Source organism: Thermoleptolyngbya sichuanensis A183, from assembly GCF_013177315.1.
GTDB classification, from domain to species: domain Bacteria; phylum Cyanobacteriota; class Cyanobacteriia; order Elainellales; family Elainellaceae; genus Thermoleptolyngbya; species Thermoleptolyngbya sichuanensis.
In genome coordinates this window covers 5444336-5461194 of sequence record NZ_CP053661.1, presented here as the reverse complement: position 1 = coordinate 5461194, position 16859 = coordinate 5444336, and the positions used below count along the sequence as shown (strand labels likewise).

Genomic DNA, 16859 nt, shown 5'->3' with positions numbered 1-16859 from the left:
AGCTGCCCAACAAAAAACGCCAGCTCATGCCAATGCGGTCTGAGATGGCGTAATAGAGTTCAAGCTGCGTTCAAACTTGGAGGGACGATAAACTTGAGTGGGGCGATCAAGCAGGTCACCTAGCATTGCAATGCGGGTGGCGCACTAGGCCAGAGTTTCGGGGCAATAGCCCAGCCCTTGCACAAACTGCTGACGAAACGCTTCGATTTCTTCGCCATCAGGGCTGCCGTGAGACACCACTGCCACTTGGTAGCGGCGCATCACATCCACGGGCGACTGGCCAGTTTCCAGCCCCCACAGCGCCATCCGTACTCGGATATCCGGTTCGTAGGCAATGCCCAACTCATTCAAAAAAGCGCGAAAGTCACCGTCTCGATCGGCATCCAGGCAGCGCTCCAGTTTAACCTTCACTACCCAACCGTCGATCTGATGAATGACCGTCATGAAGCGAACGGGGAGCCAGGGCGTGTTGTGAAGATATTCAACCACCCGAAGCGTTAAACTGGCATTCGCGAGGTAATAGATGTATTCCATGCGTCCAACCCCAGCAAATGCAATTTCAACTACAGTTTTATTTTCGTAATAAACTCTGACGTTTCATAGGGGAAAGACCCCCTACCTTGGAGGGTGTTTCTCCCCAATCTGCCTGGATTTAGTGGATTTAGTTGAGCATGTCTTTGAATCCGTTGCCGCATGATCACCCTGAGCCATCCCCTTTCCCTCAGGACTCTCCGCCAAGCTCAGAAGAGCCAACTTCCCTCGACCTGCGGCTGGCATCCTATGACTATTATTTGCCTGCTGAGCGCATTGCTCAAAATCCGGTCGTACCGCGCGATCGCGCTCGGCTGCTGGTGGTGGATTCGCCAAGCTCCCATCAGCACTGCATCTTTCGGGATTTGCCTGCGCTGCTGCGGACGGGCGATTTGCTGGTGTTGAACAATACCCGCGTGCTGCCTGCGCGACTGTTTGGGCGCAAGGTAGGCGGCGCAAAGGTAGAGGTGCTGCTGCTGGAAGAGCAGTCGGAAAATCGCTGGCTGGCGCTGGTGCGACCTGGGCGACGGCTGAAGGTGGGCGCAATGATTGAATTTTTTCAGCCGGATCAGCCGGAAGGCGGGAAACCCCTGCTGACGGCGACTGTGCTGGCGGTGGATGCAGCCACTTCTGGCAGGATTCTGGAATTTCAGGTTGCAGAAAACAAGCCCTTTTTGTCGGTGCTGCACCTGTTGGGTCAGGTGCCCCTGCCGCCCTATATCGAGAATTCCCACGCCGATCCAGAGCAGTATCAAACGGTGTATGGCGATCGCCCCGGGTCGGCTGCTGCCCCCACTGCCGGACTGCACTTTACCCCAGAGTTGCTCGATCGCTTGGAAGAGCAGGGCATCCGACGCACCTTTATTACGCTGCATGTAGGCGTAGGCACCTTTCGCCCGGTCGAGGCGGAAACCATCACCGATCACAAAATGCACGGCGAATGGCTAGAAGTGTCGTCGGAAACCGTCGAGGCGATCGCCACAACCCAAGCCAGCGGCGGCCGAGTAATTGCCGTCGGCACCACCGTAACCCGCGCCCTCGAAGGCGCATCCCACAGCGGGCAACTCCAGCCCTACTGCGGCAAAACAGAGCTATTTATTTATCCCGGCTATCGGTGGCGCGTGGTGGATGGGCTGATCACCAACTTCCATTTGCCCAGGTCCAGCCTAATGATGCTGGTCAGCGCCCTCACGGGACGAGAACGGCTGCTGGCGCTGTATCAAGAGGCGATCGCCCAGGGATATCGCTTCTATTCCTTCGGCGATGCCATGCTGATTTTGCCGGAGGCAAAGGTTGAGGCGACAGCAGGGGAGGAGGAGCAGGTTGCTGCTGATTTGTAATCCCTACTGATTGGTGATCCCTACTTCAGATCAATTCCCAGATAGGTTTTGCTGAGAAACTGGGCCAGACGCTTCACCTGAGACTGCACTTTGCCGGGGCTGTTGGTAAACGAGGTTCCCAAAATCCGGGCAAACTCTTCGTCCGACAGGGTGCCATCTTGGTGTTGCTGAAAGGCGCTGACCACAGCGATTAGCTCATCGGCAGAGAACTGGAAGCCGTTTTGAGCCGCGAAGGCCGCCACATCTGGAGCGCGATCGCCCGTCAGAGCCGCAGTTTCGGCGGGGTCTAGCTCCGCTTCGCTGCTGATGTTGCCATCGCCCACACCGAGCAGGGCTTCTAGCTGTTGCCGCAGGGTATCGTCGGCGGCAGTGCGATGCATAAATTCCAGCACAGTTGCAGTAGTCATGGTCGGATGAACTCAGCTCGCCACTTCGGCTCAAATCATAACAAGCGCTAATTGCTGACCCGGCTTGGCTTAATGAAAACTGAAGCTTGCGGTAAGCTGGGATGGGAAATTTAGCGCCAGGGACAGCGCAAGGGGCATTTGTGGAAAACTCGGCAGCCCAAGCGGGAGAGATTCGCCTGCTAGTAGTGGATCTGGACGGGACGGTGGTGGGTGTATCGAACCAAATTTCGGCACGAGTAAAGCAGGCCGTGCAGGCGGTGCAGGCGCAGGGCATTCCCGTGGCGATCGCCACCGGGCGGATGTATCAATCAGCCCGCCGGTTTCATGCCGATCTTGGCTCTACCCTGCCGCTGATGAGCTATCAGGGCGCACTGATCAAAGACCCCGCCGATGACACGCTGCATCGCCACTGGCACCTACCCAGGGTCTACGCGCAGCAACTTCTGGAGTTTTACGAACAGCCTTCAATCCGGGGCGAAGTATCGGTGCATTTCTACATCAATGACCAGCTCTACGTCCGCGAGATCACTGCTGAAACCGAAGCCTATGCAGAACGCTCTAGCATTGAGCCGATTGCCGTTGGCGACCTGCGAACCCTGCTCGATGCCGACCTGACCAAAATCCTCGCCCAAAGCAGCAACGTGGCACTGATTGACGATCTGCTAGAAAAACTGCGGCAACGCTACGCCCCAACCGAGCTATACCTGACCAAATCCGTGGATATTTTCCTGGAAGCAACCCATCCAGAGGTGAATAAGGGCAACGCGGTTCGCTACCTAGCAGAGAACATTTTGGGACTCCGCGCCGACCAAGTGATGGCAATCGGCGATAACTTCAATGACTTTGAGATGCTGCAATATGCAGGTATTGGCGTGGCCATGGGCAACGCGCCGGAGGGCGTGCAGGCGATCGCCAATTGGGTTGCCCCTTCCGTAGAAGAAGACGGAGCGGCGATCGCCATCGAAAAGTTCATCCTGGGATAGGGCGCGATCTCCGCAGCATGGGGTAATACAGGCCGCCTATCCTTACCCCAAGCACCAGCGCAACGCAGCGCGACCCACAAGTCACAAATTACAAGCAAAAATCACCAAGCTGAGATTGCCTCTGAGAAGAGAGATAACAAGAGGCATCGCTCGGTGATATCCAAACTATTCAAAATTCCAAAAGCCTTAGCAGGTAATATCGAGCTTCTCATCTAGAGAAGCTGAAGCTTAGAAATCAGGAAGGGCACCGGCGACTGACCGTGTTTCGTCTCGATGCCCTTGCTGGTTCGCTCCTCACACTGAAGAAAATATATCAGACCCTTCCCGGTCTTGTCAGCGCCTCAGTGCCAATGATTAACAATTCCTATGATTGTCACAGTCTACACTTTCCTTTCTACAAAAAAATCCCTACAGGGAGGGTGGAGCCGCTACCTGCAACGGCCTTTCCAGCAGCCAGCGCAACGTCTGCTGTGCGGCTCGCACCAGCCCCAGCCGCGCCTGCGCCAGTTCTAGTTGGTGAACCGCTACGTCGCCAAAGATGCGGCAGCTTGCATCAAAGTCATACACGCAGCGGCTGAGGGACTGAGCCAGGGCGATCGCCGAACCATGCTGGATTGAACCCAGCGCATCTACGCTGTCCAGCAAGTGCCCGATTAGCCGCTGCTCGGCGGGCGCTTGGGTGCGGAGCGTTCCTTCCGCCGTGAGCCAGGGCATGGACATGGGCCACGCCAGTTCACCCTCGATTGCTCCTGACACCTCAAAGCGAACCAGTCCGACCCGCTCTGCCAGGGCCAAGAGGTTGCAGCATCGGGCATGGGCCGCCTGCATTTCAAAACATTGGTCTTGAGGCAATTTGTCTTGAAGAAATTGGGCTTGAGGCCTTTCGTCTTGAAGTCTTTCGTCTTGAAACCGTCCTGGAGACCGTTGGACATGGGTCAGCGGGGCTGAGTTCCAGATAGCGAGGTCTGCCTCAGGCTCAGGGAAAGGCTTGGGCGGCTGGCACTCGGCAGGTCTAGTAAATTGCTGCAACCATGCTGCCAGCAGGCGATCGCCCAGGTGAACCTGCACCAGATGCTTTTGGACAACCCGGAGCGGGCTATCGGCCCAGTCTGCCATGTCCGCAGTCGATGCTGGCCAGCTTTGAGCCAGCCGGATGGCAAGGTCTTCGGCCGGAATGCCCAGGTTCGCCGCCAGTCGGGGGGCGATCGCCGAACTGTAGACCACCCCCATCGGCGCGTCTACCCGGCGCAGGGCGATTTGGCTCTGCAAGTCCGGCACATTGGGAAGCGCGGGGTGGACAATTGCTGCTTGCCAACAGGTCGCTAGCGCAGTTTCTAGGCGCGATCGCACACTCCACATGCCCGCCAGCCCAGTCTGCCCCTGGTTCAATTCATGCTGCATGGCACATTCTATCTGGCACATTCTATTCAGCTAACCCATGTAGCTAAATATGTGGCTAATCTGGGTCTTGTTTGCCGCGTCGGGGAAACCGGCGATCGCCCGCGTTGGCCTGGGCTTGATACCACTGCCGCCACTCTGCCGTGCTGCGAATCGCCAGCCACAGCAACAGCAGCGCAATCAGCCCCCCTTGGCGCGGCGCATCAAAGGCAAATAGCACCAGCAGCACACAGAGAAAATCTTGCAGAAAAATGGCCCAGAGCGGCAGCCCCCGCAGCCGATAAAACCAGCCCACCTGCACCAACTGAAACACCAGCGCCAGCAGCCCGCTAACCAGCGCCGCCACGGGCACTAGCTCTTGGCTCGTTTGCATGAGGCGGGCGACTGTTATTCCGGCGATCGCCCCCACCACCGGGCTACACGCCAGTTCCACAATTTGCAACAGTCGTTGGGCAAGTCGGTCTTTAGAAAACAGCAGTTCCACAAGCGACCAGCTCACCAAAACTCCCAACACCAGCGGCGGTGGCACCTGCGACAGCAGCGGCACCGATGACCAGAGCGACTCGCGCTGCAACAGCCCAATCAACAGCAGCGGCAACGCAATCCGCATCCCTGTGGCGGCTGAAATCGAAAGGATAGCCAAAACTTCAAGCATGACGAGCCATCACAGGCATTGAATCGCGTTGAGTCGCGTTGAGTCGGGTGGGCATACGTTGAATTGTTACGTAGTTCTCTCGTTCGCACAATTGCCATGCTAGCGCTGTGCGGATGCGTAAGCCCTGGGAAGGGCGATCGCCCACAGATTTGTGAACTTTGTGAACGCTGGCCTGAGAACCAAGCTATGAAGTCGGATTTCAACAAAACCAACTTTATACAGCCAGTCTGTACGCAGATTACATAGTGGTTTTGTTTTGAAGTTTGAGTCTAATCGCAAGAAAGTGTGATTGCCGTATAAAAAGGAACCTTATCTGCCTCAAAATACAGACAATGAAATTGTGCTAGATGCATATTTGAAGAGTCTTTAAAGACCGTTTAAAGACTCTCTAAAGAATCATCCTGGAGAAAAAACTGGTTTATCAATTCCTCCTATCAGTTTAGGTTTGTTGTCCTTCAAAAAATTAATCAAGACATTACAATCAACACCTGTAAATAACCCGGATCTCGCTCTGAAAGGCAAACCCAATCTGGCTGTCCATGAATTCACGAACTGCTATGTGTGACTCCAAAACTATGTCTAAAGCGGTATAAGTCAGAAACTTACTGAATCGAGAGCTTCACTATCCCTTACAAAAAAGGAGAGAATTTCAGATTCTAGACAAAGTTTCCATAAAGTTCTCAGTGAAGGCTAGAAGCCCGTCCGTAATTTGACTATGATTTCGAGCAACACAGTATAAAGCTCCGTGATTTCACATAGTTTTAGACTGGGATTGGTTTTGGCTTGCGAGTTTTTCTCACAAAGTTTTTGCATCGCGCTTAAGGCGTGCGCTTGAGCAGTTTCCGAATCTTTCGGATGGGTGTTGGGGCAGATCGCCAAGTCTTTAGGCAAGCGTTTTTAGAGCGGGCGATCGCCAGGGAATCAGTCTGCACTAAGTTCACAGCACTCGTTCATGCATTGCCAGTTCCCGACGGTGGGCAGTAGCTTTCGTTATCTGCTCTCGGTTTCCCAAGGCTGGGCACGTCTTCGCCTGATTTCAGTTCATTAGTTGTGCATTGTTTTGTCGGAGGATAGTGTGAAAACTCCCGTAGTTGCGATTGGATTAGATGCTGCTGACCCAGTGGTTCTCGAGGAGTGGATGTCTCAGGGGCATCTCAAGAATCTCAGTCGTGTCCGTGAGCAGGGGGTCTACGGTCGCCTAGAAAACATGGTGAACTATTGCGGTGTGCCGACACCCGCTGCTTCGACTGAGCGGCTGTGGGCGATGACCTGGACAGGCTGTATGCCTGACAAGACAGGCTTTTGGGGCACGTCCAAGTTTTATCCCGAAAGCTACGGCATTGACCGAGACATTCTCAAGGTCGGCTGCGATTTTGAGCAGAATCCTCCCTTTTATGCCCTTGGCGAAGACTATCGCGTATTCGTGCTAGACCCGCCGACTTCGGGACTGTCGAGCCAGGTCAACGGGCTTCAGGTTCTCGCATGGGGCGGACATTATCCCTTTACTCCCAGTGTGTCTGTTCCCGCAGAGGTGCTGCCGGAAATGAATCGGGAATATGGGGAAAATCCGGTTCTCTACAAAGACGATGGCATCTGGTGGGACAAGGCTTACGAAAAGTGGGTTCCCGGCGCAATTCAAGAGAGCGTAGAGAAGCGTGCCCAGGTTTGCCGCGACTATCTCAAGAAAGAGGATTGGGATTTCTTCTTTGTTGGGTTTGGAGAAGCGCATACCGCTGGGCATGACCTCTGGTATACCCATCCCGATCATCCCGTATACGAATTCCACGGCAAGCCTGCGGGCCTGCTGATGCTGGAGGCGTTTGAGCATATCGACCGGGCAGTCGGCGAGATTTTGGATGCTGCACCAGAAAATGCTTACATTACGCTCTTTTCGCCCCACGGCATGGGCGCAAACTACACGGACTTGCTAAGCATGGCCGTGCTGCCGGAGATGATGTATCGCTTTAACTTTGGCAAGGCGGCGATCGCCCCAGGAAACCCCAGCGAAGAGCCAGGCCCAATCATCAGCCATCCGTTCCGCAAGTCTTGGATGGGTGAAATGTGGGCGCGGAACCATGAGCAAAATCCGCTTAAGCGGGCGCTGCGTCCTTATCTGCCCAGCAAGCTTCTGCGCGATCGCCTGAATGGGTTGGAATCGCCCTACGTGCTAATGGAGCAAAACGCGCCGCTGTTCTGGATGCCGGCCATGTGGTATCGCCCGCTGTGGTCGCAGATGCGGGCCTTCGCGCTGCCCTACTTTGCCGATGGCCACGTTCGCATCAACGTCCAGGGGCGCGAGGGCAGTGGCATTGTGCCGCCGTCTGAATATGATGCCGTCTGTGAAGAGGTGATCGAAAAGCTGTGGAAGCTCAAAGATGCCAGAACCGGCAAGTCCATCGTGCGGCAAATTTCTCGCACTCGCCGCACGCCGTTTGACGAGGGCAATCTCTCGGATGCAGATATTGTGGTGGTCTGGGAAGAAGTGATTACCGATGTGGTAGACAGCCCCGACTTTGGGCGAATTGGCCCCATTCCCCACTTCCGGGCAGGTGGGCATCGGTCTAGAGGATTCTTCATGGCTCAGGGGCCGGGTATTGCTCCTAATTCCAGCATTGAGCGCGGTCAGGCACTCGATATTGCGCCGACGATTTTGGGTCTGCTGGGTGCGCCCATTCCCGATCGCCTGGATGGAACGCCGCTGCTGGAAGTGTCCTCCGTCCGATCAGCGGCTATTCGGTAACAGGCTTCCATCATCCAGACTTCCACATTCATGAATCGAGGCGCGGGCTGTGGAGGCGATATCGTCGCACTTGCAGCCCGTTCTGCCTCATAAGCAATCGATTTTGCAGATCTACCCCAGTGCTTCCTATGAATCCCGAAGTCTCTGTTATCATCCCTGCTTACAACACTGAGGCGTATATCGCACGGGCGATCGCCTCAGCCCTCGACCAAACCTTGCACAACATCGAGGTTCTCGTAGTAGACGATGCCTCGACCGATAGCACAGCAGAGGTCGCCAGACGCTTTCAAGATGAGCGGGTTCGGGTCTTTGTGAATGACCGAAATATGGGGGCAGCGGGCGCTCGCAATCGCGCTTTGCGAGAAGCCCGAGGCAACTGGATCGCCGTGCTAGACTCTGATGATTGGTACGCCCCGGAGCGCCTAGAACGTCTTCTCCAGGTTGCCCAAGCAGAGCAGGCAGATATGGTAGCCGACGATCTTTACTATGTGCAGGATGGCAGTGACACCCCTTTAAGCACGCTAATTCAAGGAAGCGGACACACAATTACAGACATCCGCCGAGTTGATCCAGTTTTCTTTGTGGAAACCGATGTCTACGGACAGCAGGGGCTACATCTAGGCTTGAGCAAGCCACTCATGCGCCGTCAGTTCTTGATTAAACACGGCATTGAGTATGACCTCTCGCTGCGCCTTGGGCAAGACTTCTGGCTGTATATGAACTGCCTGATCAATGGCGCACGCTATTTTCTCGTGCCAGAGCCATATTACTATTACCGCTTCCGCCCCAACTCCTTGGTCAAGCAGAGCAAAATTGCTCGACTAGACGGCTACTGCCGCGCAGCACAAAGCTTCTTGCAAAAGGAGCAGGTCAGGAGTAATCCTCGTCTTGTGCGATCGCTCTCTCACAATCTTGCTGTCTTCAAGCGCAACCGAGCCTACTATCGGGTCGTTGAACCACTGAAGCAACAGCAGTATTTCAAAGCCTTGCTTGCCGCAGTGCAAAATCCCTATTTCTTTGTGCATTTTGCAGGGCAGATTAGCAACATTCTGCAAAGACGCTGGCGCTACTATTTCCAAAAAAATACGCTGGCCTACGAAACTCGCTTATCCAATCAATAGTTCTCAATAATTCTCAATAGTTTCAATCACTCAGCCAATCGCGATCCTGGCCAAAGCCTTCTATCTAAGGAATCTCAGTAGGGAGATTGGAAGGGCGATCGCAGCAAAGATTCGATTTCGATATATCCAAAAGAGGATCGCTCTTGATGATGGGAAAGCGACTGCTTGGGAATTCATTCTCCATTTTCGTCACGCGCCTAACTCAAAGTATTACAACGTTCGCGCTCAGCGCTTTCATTGCCCGTTTATTAGGTGCATACGAGCTGGGTCAATACCTCCTTGCTTTTGGATACTATTTTATCTTCATGAGCCTCGCCTCGCAGGGGGTCAAAGTTTTATTCACGCGAGAGCTTTCTCGCCATCCAGAACAAACGCCTACCTACCTAGTTAGCGGCACGCTCCTGCAACTTTTATTCAGCACCATTGCCTACGCGGTTTTGGTGCTCATTGTGTATTTTCTGCCCTATCAAGACAACACAACGCTGGTGTGTTACGTCATGGGGCTAACCATTTTCCCATTCTCTTTGTCAAACATATCAGAGGCTATCTTCCAGTCCAAAGAGAAGATGTATCTGATTACTGCTACTACGGTTCCGGTTTACATTTTGCGGCTGCCCGTGATGATTTGGGCAATGCAGGCAGGGTACGGGGTTGTTGGGCTGAGCTTGGTGATGTTTTTCTCGGAAATACTCATCTTATTTTTTCAGTGGGGGTTGTTGCTGAGATCGGTCATGCCCTGCTGGAAGATTGATCGAGCATTTATCCGACAATCGGTGCAGTCGGTGCGGACGTTTGTTGCAATTGAAGGCGTTTCAGTGATCAACGCTCGGATGCAAATCCTGATTCTTTCGGTGCTAGGCGGAGAGGTTATCGTTGGTCTTTACGGGGCCATTATGCAATTAATGCAGCCCTTCGATATTTTATCGACTAGCCTCACGGTCGGCGTTTTTCCGAGCATATCAAAGGCGGTGGATCTTGGGCAACACAAGCAGCGACAGCTTGCTGAAATGAGCATGGAGATGCTGCTGATGGTGTCTTTGCCCTTGGTCACGGCGCTGATCTTTTTTGGCAAAGAGTTGCTAAACCTGGTTTATCACAGACCTGATTTTGGAAATGCTGCAGTTCCCCTAGCTATTGTTTCGCTGGGGCTGATTGCATCTTCATATATTCGCCCTCTGAGCTATCTTCTGGTTGCCAATCGCCTCGAACATATCAATATGCGCGAGGTGATGGTAACCACCACGCTAACAGGTATCACGGGCATTATTTTGATTTCCCAGTTTCAACTAATGGGGGCGGCAGTTTGCGTTTTGCTCATGCGATTCATCAGTCTTGGACAGTATGTCTATGGCGTTTCGTTTAACTTATTCTCAGTTCGATTTTGGAAGTCCCTCAAGCGTCCCCTTTTGATTACAGCGCTGATGACGCTAGTATTTTGGGTTCTCGAAAGCCATGTTCAAGAAATTTTGAAGATTACCACTATTTCAACTGTGGTTTATCTTTTGCTCGTGGGTGCGATGGTGACGTTTCAGGCGGGTGGAGTCAGAGTAGTTTACACAAAGCTGTTGCAGAAATAGGCAGGGTCACTGATGAAGGTTGTTCTATTACACTTTTGTTTTACGGAATATACCGTTGGGCTGGCCAATGGATTGGCGAATTATGTTGATTTAACGTTGATTCATCCAGAAAAGATTTCTGCGGACTGTCGAAAAGCGCTCGATCCGCGCGTCAAGGTGCGGACGTTTGCCAAGCCTCGGATTCGCAATCCGCGCAATGTGTTTGCAATGGCGGAGATGATGCGGCTGATTCGGGAGGCTCAACCCGATGTGCTGCATGTGCAGGAGACAAACGACTTTTGGTATGACCTGACGCTGTTCTTCAACTCGATGCCGCCGCTGGTGACCACGATTCACGATGTGTTTCGACATCCGGGCGATCGCGACAATGTGTGGGGGTCTGAACATACCCGCCGCATCGCGTTCTACAAGTCGCAGGCGCTGATCGTCCATGCCAATCCGCTCAAAGAAGCCTTGGTGAACCAGTTTCGAGTGCCGGGCGATCGCATCTCGGTATTGCCCCACGGCGAGATTGGCAGCTTTTTCCAAAAATGGGCGGATGGCGTGCATCTGCCGCGCGAACCCTACACCCTGCTGTTTTTTGGTCGCATCTGGCCTTATAAGGGCTTGAAGTATCTGGTGGAAGCCATGCCGCTGGTGGCAGAGCGTTTCCCCGATGTGCGGCTGATTGTTGCGGGGCGGGGGGAAAACCTGAGCCAGTATTTTTCTGGGGAACCGGACCCCCGCCAGTTTGAAATTTTGAACGAGTTTATTCCCCTCAAGGCGGTGGCAGGGCTATTTCAGCGCAGCACTGTGGCGGTTTTGCCCTATGTCGAGTCTTCCCAAAGTGGCGTGGCGGCTGTGGCGTTTGCGATGGGAACCCCTGTGATCGCCTCTAATATTGGCGGGCTGGCAGAAATGGTCAACCAGGGGCAAGACGGGCTGCTGGTTCCCCCCGGAGACAGCCGCGCCCTAGCAGACGCAATTATTCGCCTGTTGGGCGATCGCGCATTACAAGAGCGCTTTGCCACCGCCGGTCTGGCCCGCTGCCAGGCTGACCTGAACTGGTCCAATATTGCGGCAAGCACCGTGGAAATCTATCAACGGGCGATCGCCGCAAAACGATAGACCAATAGACTACACTCAACAGCCCCGAAACTAGTGTTCTCAGTGCTTTTCTAGAGACTGACCTCACACACGCTATCGGGTCGTTTTTCTCCCAATTGCGAAAGCTCTGGATTCTGCAAACCCTTGTAAAATCTCTCTACCGAAACCATCATGGCTCGTCATCGAACTCCATCGGTTCCACGCTGGCGGTTTGTCAGCAAGTCCCTTCCCAAATGGCTCATTGCGCTGGGGCTGGCGCTGCTGTTTCTCTTCTTCAGCGCAACGGTTGCCTACTCTGCCTACAAAGCACACCGCCGTCGCCCACCTGATCAGGTGCATCTCGCTTGGATTAAAGATCCAGCGACGACCATGACCATCGTTTGGCGCACCTACCGGGGCTACACCCCCTCCTACGTGCAATATCGTCCAAAGGGCACTGAGGCATGGCAAGAGTGGGTAGGAGTCCACCGTCCTTCTGGCACAGGGGGCACGTTGCACGAAGTTACCCTTGAAGACCTTTCCCCCAACACCGAATACGAATACCGAGTGAAAGGTGACTACTGGTCAGTCTGGAGCGACCCCTACACGTTCCGAACCGCTCCAGCGGGGGGCGCAAGTGAGTTTGACGTAGTATACGTTGCCGACACGGGGCTGGTGGGGCGCAAAGACGGACTCTCGACCGGAACCCAGCAGATTATCGACGAAATTGCCAAGCTGAATCCTTTGCTTGTGCTGGGTGGCGGTGATTACGCCTACTACGATGGCGACAAACGCTATCGGCCGCTCGATCGGGCGATCGATGCCTGGTTTAACCAAATGATGCCTGTGGCCAGCAAAGCAGCGCTGATGCCAACCTATGGCAATCACGAAGCCATGTTGCAGGAAAGCGTCGATCTTTGGTCGCAGCGCTTTCCCACGCCCGCTGGGTTTGACCACAACCTCAACTACTCTTTTGATGTGGGCAACGTCCACTTTATCTCTCTGTTCACGATTTTTGAGGAGCAGGGCGTTTCCAACGGAACCCTGAAGTGGCTGGAGGAAGACATTCAGGCCGCGCAAGCCGCGGGCAAACGGTGGATTATTCCGTTTACCCATGTGTCGGCCTTTGCCGAGGGCAAGAGCCACCCATCCAACCTGGCGCTGCGGGCGCAGCTTGGGCCACTGCTGGAAAAGTACGGCGTGAAGCTGATTGTCTCTTCCCATGACCAGGCCTATGAGCGAACCTACCCGCTGGTCAATGTGCCCCAGTCCATCACCGCAACCTCTACTTCCAAATCTTGCTACACCCTGGAAGATGGCGTGACTTGGCTAAAGGTCAGTCCTGGAGGCAAAGAGAGCAACAAGAGCGGTTCGTTTTCAATCTTTCAAAGCGACACTGCGCCCCCCTGGACTGCCTACCGCAACAACACGATGCATGTGTTTACGCAGCTTCACTTTACGCCGGATCAGCGATTGCAGGTCAAGACTTACGGCTTGAAAGGCGATGGAAAGCCGCCCGTGGTGCTGGATGCGTTTGAGTACACGACGGGGCGCTGTGGCGCGTGATGGTTTAGCGGTCTATTTAGCTATCTAAGTAGATAGACCAGATTAAAAAACAGATCCTGAACCCTGCGCCGCCCGCGCAGCGAGCGGCGCAGGGTCTTTGGGTTTTATGTTTATTAATGTCCACCTACTTAACTCTGTTTTAGCTGTCTACACTGTTGGCGCTGGATTCGCGAGGTCTATTGCTGTCGCTTGCGGCGCAGGCCAACCCCCAACACGCCTGCGCCGACCAGCCCCAGCAGGCTGGAGGGTTCAGGAGTAGGGGCGATCGCCACGTCCAGATCCTTAAAGGACACGCGAGTCTGCCCCAGTCCATCGACTCCAGAGAAGCCCTCCGCTCCCAGCCCCTTGGTTAGGGCAACGCCGTAGGTCGGGTCGGATTCTAGGCTGGTGCCCGTGGCCATGGTGCTGGTGCTGCCAAACAGGGCGATCGCCGTGTTGGTAAAGGCTCGCTGGTTGGTCCAGTTGCCCAGATCGTCGTCAAAATAGCTAAAGGCGTTTTCCGTGTTGGGAATTTCGCCCGGAACCTCGCTGCCCTTGAGCGAGGTTTTGCCGCCAAAGGTTGCCGTTTTCATCAGCGGGTCGTAGGTGTCGCCTTCAGTTAGGTAGGTGGCTTTTACGCCAGAAATCGTCCAGTTGCCGCTCTTCTCATCCGGCTCCGCGCCAGTCAGGTTAGCAATGAACACGCCATTCTGACCCAGTGCAATTGACATCCTCCATGTCGGTGTCTGTCACCACCAGCGCTGTGTTTTCGTCCACCCCAAAGGCAGTGTCAATCAGCGTTTATGCGTTGGCGTGGGTGTCGCGGATAGCGGTGATGACATCGTGGGGCTGCCCAGCCAGCGGTAACGCTAGCACAAAAGTCGTCTGCCCCGAGGCGCTCTTGACCGACAACTGTCCGCCGATGAGAACAGCCAGTTTTCGAGCCAGCGCCAGGCCCAGCCCCGTGCCGCCATATTTCCAGGGGTCGTTGTTGGGAATGCGATAGAACTTTTCAAAGATGCGATCGCGCTCCTCGGCAGGAATTTCTACCCCCGTATTCGTCACGCAAATCCGCAGTTGCCTGGGAACCGATATCGCTTCAGCCCCGCCCCCAGTCTGTTCAGCTTTAATATCCTCAATATCCTGTTCGATGCGGACTTGAATCTCGCCGCCCGCAGGCGTGTACTTGCAGGCATTGTGCAGCAGTTCCGAAAGAATGCGCTCTAGGTAGCTGAGGTCGGTGGTCAATGGCTTCAGGTCGTTTGGAACCTGAATTTCCAGGTGTTGCTGCTGGTTGTGGACATATTGCAGAAATGGCTCCGCAATGTGAGGCAGAATATCCCGCAGGTTTACCGTCGTCCACAGAAGCGGCTCCGTTTCTGAGTCTACGCGGGCCAGTTCAAGCAGATCGTTAATTAAACTAGTCTCCCGGAGGCTTTCTTCTTTCAGAATTTGCACAAAGGGGGCGGCGTGTTGGAGCAGTTGCACGGCTAGCGGCTCGGTCACGCTGTTGGTCATGTCGCGCAAGGTGATTTCGAGCATCTGCGTCGCCATCGAGATATTCGACAAGGGCGTTCGCAGCTCATGAGACACCGTATTGAGAAAGTCGTCCTTAAGCTGGTTGAGGCGTTCTAGCTCGGTGACCTGAGCTTGGGCAGCCTGAAACAGACGGGCCTGACGAATGGCGATCGCACACTGAATGGCGACCTGTTCTGCCAGACGGATGTCTTGCTCCGTAAACACACGCTCCGCCGGACACACCAGCGTCAAAATGCCCAGGTTGCCCTGCTCATCGGCAATGGGGCAGCGAAACAGGCCGACCCAGTCCGCCAGCGGGTGCTGGCCGCAGATATGGGTATAGGATTGGGCATCGATGCAAGCCTGTAGGTCGTGATGGTCTTCGCAGCGAAACTCTAGACCTCGAACCGGGGGCAAATGAATCGGAAACTCGTAGGCGATCTGATAGGTTTTATCATCATCACTAAAGAAGCCGACTTCACAGCTAGACAGATGAAGTTGCTCGGCGAGTTCTTGCACCGCCGTTTGCAAAATCTGATGCTCGTCGAGGCTGTCGCGCAGGCGATCGCTAATGCGGCGCAGCATGGCTTCATAGTTGAGCGATCGCTCCAGTTCTGCCGTGCGCTGCTGCACCTTGTCTTCCAGGTTCAGGTTTAGCTGCCGCACCTGGTTATAAAGTTCTGCCTGCTGGAGGGCGATCGCCAACTGATCAGCAATATGCTGGAGCAGATCTGCCTCGCTGGTCTGCCACTGGCGATGCGTCTCGCAGCTATGCACAATCAGCAGCCCCCAGAGCATGGGCATCTCTGGAACATTGCCTGCATCGCCAACACCCTCAGCCGCATTTCCACCATTGGTTGTCTGATCTGGGGACTGGAGAGAGCGGCGCTGCAAAATCGCCGCCACCATTTTGGACTTGACGCGAAACTGCTGCATATAGTCCGCCAGACACCCAGCCCAGGCATCCTGATACACATCGGGAACCAACCGCGTCTTGTGCTGCTGATAAAAGGCACGACAACTGCCCCCAAAGCACCGATCTTCCAGCTTCATCTCTAGGGTCAGCGGATAGGCCGGATTTACCGATTCCTGGATCACTACGCCCGCTTCAGCGCTGATCAGCCGAAAGATCAGCGCTCGATCAACCCGTAGCACCCGCCGCACCTCCTCTACGGCCGTAGACAAGATCGTTTCCACACTCAGCGATTGGCGGATGCGCTGAGTAATGTCCCGCAGGACGCGTTCGCGCTGGGCTTGCTGGCGCAGCAGTTCCTCTATCTGCTGGCAGTTTTCAGGAAAATTCGCCCCGGCGTGACCGACTTCGCGCAGTGTGACCAAGCTTAGGTCGGGCAGCGCATGACTTGCGATTCCGTAGGCCACCTGTCGAGCGGTGCCGTCTTCGGCAAACAGATCCAGCTTGCCCTGGAGCGGTTCCGTCGAAGCCTGTCGGGACGCTTGACTCCGCTGCAAATCGAGGCATAGAGAGGCAGGCAGCACGTTTGCAGCAGGTTGCCCGACCAACATCTCGCGCGATCGCCCCAACAGCCCGCAAGCCGATGCATTGCAGCCCACGACACAGCCCGTGGCATCAATCGCCACAACCCCGTCTAGAGACTCATCAAACAGGGCCCAAAAGGGCTGAACATCAAATGGCATAAGCGCGTTAACAACCATCTTGCAGCCAGAACCCCTCAGGAGCAGGCTTGCTTTAATGAATTCGAAAAGATCCCAAAAAGCCCGAAAACGTTACCCTCGCCGAGAAGGTCAATACTTTTAGTAACTTTTTAAAGATTAGTAACTTTTTGGAAGAATAAAGTAAAAAATGCTGTAGCCCTGAAAATTCTGGACATGTCTGGCATGAAGTCCTCTTCGTAAAGCTTGTAGAGTCTATATAGATTAAGACTGATGGAGTCTATGGCTGATAGAGCCTAAAGCTTATAAAGTTGGATAGAGTTTGTGTTTCCAATCCTATCTCAGGA

13 protein-coding genes are annotated in these 16859 nt (G+C 54.4%); 7 read left to right on the top strand and 6 right to left on the bottom strand.

Features of this window, described 5'->3' with window-relative positions; all coding sequences use genetic code 11:
- Positions 1-144: 144 nt before the first annotated feature.
- Positions 145-534: a hypothetical protein gene (locus HPC62_RS22680; RefSeq protein WP_172358640.1), complete on the bottom strand. Its 390-nt coding sequence runs from the start codon at positions 532-534 to the stop codon at positions 145-147.
- Positions 535-671: 137 nt separating this feature from the next.
- Between HPC62_RS22680 and queA the strand changes: the two genes are divergently transcribed.
- Entirely contained in the window at positions 672-1871 is a 1200-nt protein-coding gene (gene queA, locus HPC62_RS22675) for a tRNA preQ1(34) S-adenosylmethionine ribosyltransferase-isomerase QueA (RefSeq protein ID WP_172358639.1), read from the top strand.
- A gap of 20 nt (positions 1872-1891) precedes the next feature.
- Here queA and HPC62_RS22670 read toward each other — a convergent pair whose 3' ends face one another.
- A complete protein-coding gene (locus HPC62_RS22670) occupies positions 1892-2278 on the bottom strand; it encodes a hypothetical protein (RefSeq protein WP_172358638.1) in 387 nt (128 codons plus the stop codon).
- A gap of 101 nt (positions 2279-2379) precedes the next feature.
- On the opposite strand from HPC62_RS22670, the gene HPC62_RS22665 reads away from it, so the two are divergent.
- Positions 2380-3261, top strand: coding sequence for a Cof-type HAD-IIB family hydrolase (locus HPC62_RS22665; protein WP_172358637.1), 882 nt, complete (start codon positions 2380-2382; stop codon positions 3259-3261).
- A 408-nt stretch (positions 3262-3669) separates the two neighbouring features.
- Here HPC62_RS22665 and HPC62_RS22660 read toward each other — a convergent pair whose 3' ends face one another.
- Both HPC62_RS22660 and HPC62_RS22655 read right to left on the bottom strand, forming a co-directional pair.
- The gene (locus HPC62_RS22660; RefSeq protein ID WP_172358636.1) at positions 3670-4662 is read right to left on the bottom strand and encodes a hypothetical protein; all 993 of its coding nucleotides are present in this window, start codon (positions 4660-4662) and stop codon (positions 3670-3672) included.
- A gap of 55 nt (positions 4663-4717) precedes the next feature.
- Positions 4718-5314, bottom strand: coding sequence for a DUF4126 domain-containing protein (locus HPC62_RS22655; RefSeq protein WP_172358635.1), 597 nt, complete (start codon positions 5312-5314; stop codon positions 4718-4720).
- Between the two features lie 1138 nt (positions 5315-6452).
- On the opposite strand from HPC62_RS22655, the gene HPC62_RS22650 reads away from it, so the two are divergent.
- The 5 genes from HPC62_RS22650 to HPC62_RS22630 all read left to right on the top strand — a co-directional run bounded on the left by HPC62_RS22650 (position 6453) and on the right by HPC62_RS22630 (position 13383).
- Positions 6453-8054 carry an alkaline phosphatase family protein gene (locus HPC62_RS22650; RefSeq protein ID WP_390819712.1) on the top strand — a complete coding sequence of 534 codons (1602 nt, stop codon included), beginning with the start codon at positions 6453-6455 and terminating at the stop codon, positions 8052-8054.
- 128 nt (positions 8055-8182) lie between these two features.
- Positions 8183-9175, top strand: coding sequence for a glycosyltransferase family 2 protein (locus tag HPC62_RS22645; protein WP_172358633.1), 993 nt, complete (start codon positions 8183-8185; stop codon positions 9173-9175).
- A gap of 146 nt (positions 9176-9321) precedes the next feature.
- Positions 9322-10752: an oligosaccharide flippase family protein gene (locus HPC62_RS22640; protein WP_225910657.1), complete on the top strand. Its 1431-nt coding sequence runs from the start codon at positions 9322-9324 to the stop codon at positions 10750-10752.
- Positions 10753-10764: 12 nt separating this feature from the next.
- Positions 10765-11859, top strand: coding sequence for a glycosyltransferase family 4 protein (locus tag HPC62_RS22635; RefSeq protein ID WP_172358632.1), 1095 nt, complete (start codon positions 10765-10767; stop codon positions 11857-11859).
- Positions 11860-12009: 150 nt separating this feature from the next.
- Positions 12010-13383, top strand: a complete 1374-nt coding sequence (locus HPC62_RS22630; RefSeq protein ID WP_172358631.1) for a purple acid phosphatase family protein — start codon at positions 12010-12012, stop codon at positions 13381-13383.
- Positions 13384-13559: 176 nt separating this feature from the next.
- On the opposite strand, the gene HPC62_RS22625 is transcribed toward HPC62_RS22630, so the two are convergent.
- Together HPC62_RS22625 and HPC62_RS22620 are read right to left on the bottom strand one after the other, a co-directional pair.
- Positions 13560-14093 (bottom strand): PEP-CTERM sorting domain-containing protein, encoded by a 534-nt coding sequence (locus HPC62_RS22625; protein WP_172358630.1) that lies wholly within the window; start codon positions 14091-14093, stop codon positions 13560-13562.
- Between the two features lie 70 nt (positions 14094-14163).
- Entirely contained in the window at positions 14164-16536 is a 2373-nt protein-coding gene (locus HPC62_RS22620; RefSeq protein WP_172358629.1) for a sensor histidine kinase, read from the bottom strand.
- Positions 16537-16859 lie beyond the last annotated feature (323 nt).

What these genes read in the sequence shown, in the direction of transcription:
- HPC62_RS22650 (WP_390819712.1), top strand. Translation starts at nt 6,453, where the DNA reads ATGTCTCAGGGGCATCTCAAGAATCTCAGTCGTGTCCGTGAGCAGGGG.
- queA (WP_172358639.1), top strand. Translation starts at nt 672, where the DNA reads ATGTCTTTGAATCCGTTGCCGCATGATCACCCTGAGCCATCCCCTTTC.
- HPC62_RS22670 (WP_172358638.1), bottom strand. Translation starts at nt 2,278, where the DNA reads ATGACTACTGCAACTGTGCTGGAATTTATGCATCGCACTGCCGCCGAC.
- HPC62_RS22640 (WP_225910657.1), top strand. Translation starts at nt 9,322, where the DNA reads ATGATGGGAAAGCGACTGCTTGGGAATTCATTCTCCATTTTCGTCACG.
- HPC62_RS22660 (WP_172358636.1), bottom strand. Translation starts at nt 4,662, where the DNA reads ATGCAGCATGAATTGAACCAGGGGCAGACTGGGCTGGCGGGCATGTGG.
- HPC62_RS22680 (WP_172358640.1), bottom strand. Translation starts at nt 534, where the DNA reads ATGGAATACATCTATTACCTCGCGAATGCCAGTTTAACGCTTCGGGTG.
- HPC62_RS22665 (WP_172358637.1), top strand. Translation starts at nt 2,380, where the DNA reads ATGGGAAATTTAGCGCCAGGGACAGCGCAAGGGGCATTTGTGGAAAAC.
- HPC62_RS22620 (WP_172358629.1), bottom strand. Translation starts at nt 16,536, where the DNA reads ATGCCATTTGATGTTCAGCCCTTTTGGGCCCTGTTTGATGAGTCTCTA.
- HPC62_RS22630 (WP_172358631.1), top strand. Translation starts at nt 12,010, where the DNA reads ATGGCTCGTCATCGAACTCCATCGGTTCCACGCTGGCGGTTTGTCAGC.
- HPC62_RS22635 (WP_172358632.1), top strand. Translation starts at nt 10,765, where the DNA reads ATGAAGGTTGTTCTATTACACTTTTGTTTTACGGAATATACCGTTGGG.
- HPC62_RS22625 (WP_172358630.1), bottom strand. Translation starts at nt 14,093, where the DNA reads ATGTCAATTGCACTGGGTCAGAATGGCGTGTTCATTGCTAACCTGACT.
- HPC62_RS22645 (WP_172358633.1), top strand. Translation starts at nt 8,183, where the DNA reads ATGAATCCCGAAGTCTCTGTTATCATCCCTGCTTACAACACTGAGGCG.
- HPC62_RS22655 (WP_172358635.1), bottom strand. Translation starts at nt 5,314, where the DNA reads ATGCTTGAAGTTTTGGCTATCCTTTCGATTTCAGCCGCCACAGGGATG.